Origin of the sequence: Stenotrophomonas sp. 2YAF22, from assembly GCF_052114665.1 — a bacterium.
GTDB lineage: Bacteria > Pseudomonadota > Gammaproteobacteria > Xanthomonadales > Xanthomonadaceae > Stenotrophomonas > Stenotrophomonas indicatrix.
Genome location: NZ_JBFRFE010000211.1, coordinates 1 through 6,266, shown reverse-complemented (window position 1 = coordinate 6,266; position 6,266 = coordinate 1). Strand labels below are relative to the sequence as shown.

Below are 6,266 nucleotides of genomic sequence, written 5' to 3'. Positions count from 1 at the left end.
CCTTCGTATCAATTGGCTGCATGCAGTTGCCGGCCAGCGGCCGGCACTACCGCAGGGCGGCTAACCGCCCTGCTTTGCCGCATGGTCCTGCGCCTGGCGCATCACCCGCAGCAGGTTGCCTCCCCAGATGGCGGCGATCTGTTGTTCGCTGTACCCCTTGCGCAGCAGCCACGCGGTGATCTTCGGCAGCTGGCTGACATCGGGCAGGTCGCTCAGGCCACCACCGCCATCCCAGTCCAGACCGATGCCCACGTGCTCGGGGCCGACCACCTTCAGGATGTGCTCGAAATGGGCGAAGAAGTCGTCCAGGCTGGCGTGGCGCACCGGGTGTTCGTGGTCCAGTGCCTGCTCGGCCTTCTGCAGCGCCACGCCCTGTTCGATGGTCATGCCATCCCAGCCACCCAGCTGCTTGCTCAGGGCTTCTTCGGCCTGCTTGCGCTCGGGCGACTTGGCGGTGTCGATCAGGTAGCCGCCATACGCGTTCACCTGGATCACCCCACCAGCCTTGGCCAGCTTGCGCAGGCGCGCGTCATCAAGATTGCGTGGGTGGTCGTAGACCGCCTTGGCCGAGCTGTGCGACAGCACGAACGGCACCGGCATCATCGCCAGCAGATCGTCGAACACGGCGTCGGAGGCGTGCGACTGGTCGATGACGATGCCCAGCTTCACCGCCTCGCGCACCAGGTCCTTGCCGGCCGGGCTCAGGCCCTTCCATTCAGCCCCCTTGGGATCGGTGGCCGAATCGGCGAACTCGTTGTTGGCGAAGTGCACGGTGCTGAGCAGGCGCAGGCCCGCACGGTGATAGAACGACAGCAGGCTGGGGTCGGCCACCAGCGGACTGGCGTTCTCCATGCTGATGTAGACCACGCGCTTGCCGGCGGCCTTGATCCGCGCCGCGTCATCGGCGGTCAGCGCCAATACGAAGCGCTCGGGATTGGCGGCCAGCATCTGCCGGATCTCCAGCAACCGCTGCAGGCCGTGGTCGCGCTCGGCCAGATGCGCGGCGGCCGTGCGGTCGCCCTGGTCGGTATAGATCGCCCAGAAGCCGCCATCAAGCGCACCTTCGACCATGCGCGGGTAGTCCACCTGCGAGAGTGCGTTGCGGTCGTGCCGCTGCTCGATGTCGAAGCCGTCGCGGCCGAAGTTGGCCGGCGTATCCAGATGACTATCCAGGGTCAGCAGGCGCTGCTGCAGTGCCTTGGCACGGGCCAGCTCCTGCGTGCTGAAGTCGATGGCATGGGCGGACAGCGGCGCACTCAGCGCCAGGGCGAGCAGCAGGGACAGGCGACGCAACGACGGCATGGGCATCCACCGGCAATGGGAAGGACACGACCATAGCGCCGCGACGGCCAACGCCGGTAGTGCCGTATTGACCCGCCAGCTCCATTACACTCGCCGGCAGCCGATAAGTCAGCGTGCAGCACCGCGTGCTGCGTCGACCATGGAATGGAAGCATCGATGTCGAACTCCCAGCCTCCGGCGCTGCCCGTGCAGGGCCAGGCGCCCGTCCCCGCCAGCACGGTCACCGTCGAGCAGCTCAAGCGTGATGTGCTGCCAACGTTGTTTGCCGGGCGTACCGACATCGGTCGCTATGGCCCGGCCGACCTGGCCAGCGCCAGCGCCGAGCCGGCCTGGCAGGATGGCAGCGCCAACGCACTGGCCCAGGCGCTTGCCGAACTGGTCAGCCGGCTGTCCGAACACGATCCCAATGCGCTGCTGCAGCGCGCGGGATGGTGGGAGCGGTTCACCGGTGCCGATATCGAAGAACGCCTGCGCCGTCGCATTGCCATGGGCAGCAACGGCGATGTCCTGGCCAGGATCGAGCGCGAAGCCATTGCCGTGCGGGCCAGCGTCGATCGACTGGATGCGCAGCTGCTCGAGCATGACGTGCAGGGGGTGCGACTGCAGGTGTACATCGATGCAGGCGTGCAGTTCCTGCAGGAGCTGCCAGCGGCCGTGGACAGCGACGATGGCGCGCCGGTGCTCGACCGTCCGGTCGAGCGGCTGCAACGCCGCGTAGCCAACCTGACCGCGCTGCTGGCCAGCCATTCGATGAGCCGGATGCAGGTGCAGCTGGCACGCAGCCATGCCATCGACCTGCTGGACCGTTACAGCGAGACGGTGCAGATCCTGCTGCCGATCTGGCGCCAGACCATCCAGGCGCTGCACAACAGCGACAACGCCAGCCCGCAGATGATCGCCAGCGCGGCACAGGCACAGGACCAGCTGAAACAGGCCCTGCAGCAGTTGCTGCGCACATCGGCGGTGCCGGCATGAGCGCGCCGGTACGCGATCCGCTGCAGATCCCACCGGACCTGCAGGCGCGGGTGGAAGCCGTTCCGGGCCTGCGCGCATTCTACCGGCGGGCCTCGCTGCTGCGGGTCTTCGGCCTGGCCTGCCTTCCGCTGGCGGCAACGGCGCTGTCCTACATGGCGCTGGCATTTACCGGCACCGAGCTGGGCCCCCCGTCGTGGGCACAGGTGCCGGCCGGCTATGGAGCGAAGGACACAGGCAAGCAGTTGCTTATCCTGCTGGTCATGACCCCCTTGCTGCTGGTGTGGATGTTCTTCGGCGTGCGCGACCTGCTCAGCCGCCATCGCCTTCGCCGCTTCGCCTGGTCGTTCGCGCTGGGTTCGATGCTGCTGTGCGGTGCATGGGGAAGCATGGGCATCACCGCACCCGCCATGGGCCAGGGCGATCGCCTCGACCATCGCCAGCTGGACGCGCTGATCGCCAGCCCGGACTTCAGCGGCTTCAACCCGCAGTGGCAGGCCTATCTGCGTGCACAGCAGGAGCTTCCCTACGGCGTGGCCTCGCCGGCCGTGGTCGCCACCGCCCGTGCGCTGGCCAAGGGCGAGGACATCGGTGTTCCGGTATCGCCGGCAATGCAGTCGCGCTTCGAGAAAGCAGCCGGTCTGCCCCGCTCCGAACGGTCACAGCGATGGCATGACCAGCGTCTGCTGGGCTGGCTTCTGTTCGACGTCGGCTGGGTGCTGGCGCTGCTTGCGGTACCGGCGCTGCTTGCGCTGGGTGCGGTGGCGATCGTGCTCGGCCGCCATCTGCGGCGCAGGTCCGAAGTGATCAACGGGTTGCTGCAGCAGCTGCAGCCGGTTCCTGCGCAACCGCGCGCGCAGCCCTGAGGCTGGCGCACGGGGGCAGTCTTCCGCGCTGTGTGCGGGAGCCGAGCAGCACTCGGCTCCACGCGCCGTGGGTCAGTCCACCACGCGGCAGAACACGGCCTTCAGGTAACGCGATTCCTGCACGTGGGCCATGAACGGATGGTCCGGACCGGCGCCGGCCACCTTCAGGATCTGGATGGTGCGGCCCGAGAAGTACGCTGCACGACGCAGCATGTCGAGGAACTGGTCCTCGGCCACCAGGCCGGTGCAGGAGAACGTGGCGAACAGGCCACCGGGCTTGACCACGCCCAGCGCCAGCTTGTTCATGTCCAGGTACTTCTTCAGCGCGGTGATCACCTGGTCGCGGTCGCGGGTCATCTTCGCCGGGTCCAGGATCACCACGTCGTACTGCTCACCGCGGTTGGCCGCATCACGCAGCCACGGGAAGATGTCGGACTGGACGAACTTCGGGCGCACGTTGTTCAGACGCGAATTGCCCTTGGCGATCTGGATGACGTCTTCATCGATGTCGATGCCGACCACTTCCGATGCACCGCGCGCGGCCGCATACACGGCGAAACCGCCGGTGTTGCAGCACAGGTCGAGCACGCTCTTGCCTTCCACCTGCTGGCTCAGCCACTCACGGTTCTCGCGCTGGTCGGCGAAGAAACCGGTCTTGTGCGCACCGGCCGGGTCGGCGCGGAACTTGATGCCGTACTCGGTGATCACCGACGCTTCGGTGGTGGTGTTGCCGTGGAAGTCGAAGCTTTCCTGCTTCTGCACGTGCTCGTCGGCGAAGCTGTGGAAGCGGCAGCCCGGGAACTGTTCGCGCAGCGCTTCGTAGATCCACTCACGGTGGCGGAACATGCCGGCGGCGAAGAACTCGACCACCACCAGATCGTTGTAACGGTCCACCACCAGGCCGGACAGGCCGTCGCCTTCACTGTGCACCACGCGCCAGGCGTCGGACACCGCGTCCAGCTTCAGCACCTCGCGGCGCAGCGACACCGCTTGGGCGATCTTGCGCGAGAACCAGCCAGCATCCACCGGGATCTGCGGGTCRGTTTCGAGGATGCGTACGGCAATACGCGAATGCCCGTTGTAGAAGCCACGGCCGATGAACTCGCCGTCCACGCCGACGACATCGACGAGCGAGCCGGGCTTGGGGCGGACGGTCGGCTTTTCGACCAGTTTCTGGAAAATCCACGGGTGGCTGGAACGCCACGCGTTCTTGAGGCGGACAACGGGGAGGGCGGTATTCATCCGCCTATTGTAGCCGGGGGGCATGGGGCGCCGGAGATCCGGTGAAGGCCCGGCATTTGACGCCGGCCCGGCCAGGCCGCAGAATCGGCGGCAGAAGGGGAGTAGCTCCCAGACGTTGTCGCCGTCAATTCGAGCCCGCAGGCTCCGGTGCAACGGCAGTTCCGGCCCATCGGAACTGCGAGCGAGACCTTCGCCGTACTGGCGAAGCTCTGTCCCTGGATCCCCTCCCGATCCTCCGTTGCAGATCCTCGCCGTCCGGCTTGAGGCATTTTTCATTTCCCAACGGACAAACCCATGCAGACGATCGGTAATTTGTGGTTGTGGGGCGGCTTCGCAGCGGTGGTGGTCATCGCCCTGCTGGTCGACCTCGTATTGATGCGCCACGGTGGCCCGCACAAGGTCACTTTCAAGGAAGCCCTGTGGTGGTCCATCGGCTGGGTCGCGCTGGCGCTGGCCTTCAACGGCGGCCTCTGGTTCTACCTGAACGAGACCGCCGGCCAGGTCGTGGCCAACAAGGTCGGCCTGGAGTTCCTGACCGGTTATCTGGTCGAGAAGGCGCTGGCGGTGGACAACATCTTTGTCTTCCTGATGATCATGAGCTACTTCGCGGTGCCGGAGGAACAGCGCCAGAAGGTGCTGATCATCGGCATCCTGGGGGCGATCGTGCTGCGTACGATCATGATCTTCGCCGGTAGCGTGCTGATCACCCAGTTCCACTGGCTGCTCTATGTATTCGGCGCCTTCCTGCTCTTCACCGGCTGGAAGATGTGGTTCGCCGCGGGCCAGGAGCCTGACCTGGAAGCCAACCCGGCCCTGCGCTGGATGCGCAAGCACCTGCGCCTGCTGCCGGACTACGAAGGCAATGCGATGAGCGTCAAGCGCGACGGCGTGCGCTGGTTCACCCCGCTGTTCGCGGTGCTGATCCTGATCGCGGTGACCGACGTGATCTTCGCGGTTGACAGCATCCCGGCGATCTTCGCGATCACCACCGACCCGTTCATCGTGCTGACCTCCAACGTGTTCGCGGTGCTCGGCCTGCGTGCGATGTTCTTCCTGCTGGCCGGCATGGCCGACCGCTTCCACCTGCTGCCGTACGGCCTGGCCCTGGTGCTGGCCTTCATCGGCATCAAGATGATGATCATCGACCTGTTCAAGATCCCGACCCCGATCTCGCTGGGCGTGGTCGCGGTGATCATCGCCGCCACGGTGGTGCTGAGCCTGAAGAACCCGCCGAAGGAAGGCGGCGCCTGATCCTGGCCGATTGAACGCTGCGGCCGGTGGATTGTCCCGCCGGTCGCAGCCACTCTCCCGCGGCGGTGGCCTTGGTTTCGCGCCGGCCACCGCCATTGCTGAGGGTATGAACACGAACGCGCCCCTGCCCGCCGGCGACGCGCCGGCCGCCCGCAACGACCGCACGCGCATCCTGCGCGCCTTCAATGCCAGCCTGGCCGCCGTGCTGGTGCTGGTGGCTGTGTTCGCCCTGCAGGACCATTTCGACTGGCGGCCCTGGGCGGTCGCACCGCTGGAAGCCAAGGGCCTGCTTGGCCTGATCGGCGGACCGCTGCTGCATGGCTCGGTCGAACACATTGCCGCCAACAGCTTCGCCATCCTGATCCTCGGTACCCTGGCCGGCAGCGTCTATCCCAAAGCCACGCTGCGTGCCCTGCCCCTGTTGTGGCTGGGCTCGGGCATCGGTGCGTGGATGCTCGGCAACCCCGGCAGCTTCCATCTCGGCGCCAGTGGCGTCACCCACGGCCTGATGTTCCTGCTGGCCAGCCTTGGCCTGCTGCGCCGCGACCGCGCGGCGATCGCCACCGGGCTGATCGGCATGCTGTTCTACGGCGGCATGCTGATGACCGTGCTGCCGCATGCCGACGGTGTGTC

General features: G+C 66.6%; 6 protein-coding genes. 4 read left to right on the top strand and 2 right to left on the bottom strand.

Annotation, left to right across the window (positions count from 1 at the left end; all coding sequences use genetic code 11):
• Positions 1–60: 60 nt before the first annotated feature.
• Positions 61–1,302 carry a dipeptidase gene (locus AB4Y84_RS10280; RefSeq protein WP_442244253.1) on the bottom strand — a complete coding sequence of 414 codons (1,242 nt, stop codon included), beginning with the start codon at positions 1,300–1,302 and terminating at the stop codon, positions 61–63.
• 156 nt (positions 1,303–1,458) lie between these two features.
• Here AB4Y84_RS10280 and AB4Y84_RS10275 point away from each other — a divergent pair, with 156 nt between their 5' ends.
• Together AB4Y84_RS10275 and AB4Y84_RS10270 are read left to right on the top strand one after the other, a co-directional pair.
• Positions 1,459–2,277 (top strand): protein klaA, encoded by an 819-nt coding sequence (locus tag AB4Y84_RS10275; RefSeq protein ID WP_099786352.1) that lies wholly within the window; start codon positions 1,459–1,461, stop codon positions 2,275–2,277.
• A complete protein-coding gene (locus tag AB4Y84_RS10270) occupies positions 2,274–3,140 on the top strand; it encodes a hypothetical protein (protein WP_312107785.1) in 867 nt (288 codons plus the stop codon). The genes AB4Y84_RS10275 and AB4Y84_RS10270 overlap by 4 nt, the downstream gene beginning before the upstream one ends.
• A 72-nt stretch (positions 3,141–3,212) precedes the next feature.
• Here the strand turns inward: AB4Y84_RS10270 and AB4Y84_RS10265 are convergent, their stop codons facing one another.
• Positions 3,213–4,382 (bottom strand): class I SAM-dependent rRNA methyltransferase, encoded by a 1,170-nt coding sequence (locus AB4Y84_RS10265; protein ID WP_033832636.1) that lies wholly within the window; start codon positions 4,380–4,382, stop codon positions 3,213–3,215.
• A gap of 294 nt (positions 4,383–4,676) precedes the next feature.
• Between AB4Y84_RS10265 and AB4Y84_RS10260 the strand changes: the two genes are divergently transcribed.
• Both AB4Y84_RS10260 and AB4Y84_RS10255 read left to right on the top strand, forming a co-directional pair.
• Positions 4,677–5,633: a TerC family protein gene (locus AB4Y84_RS10260; RefSeq protein ID WP_025875596.1), complete on the top strand. Its 957-nt coding sequence runs from the start codon at positions 4,677–4,679 to the stop codon at positions 5,631–5,633.
• 106 nt (positions 5,634–5,739) lie between these two features.
• The coding region (locus AB4Y84_RS10255; RefSeq protein ID WP_442250093.1) for a rhomboid family intramembrane serine protease at positions 5,740–6,266 on the top strand (527 nt) is incomplete at its 3' end.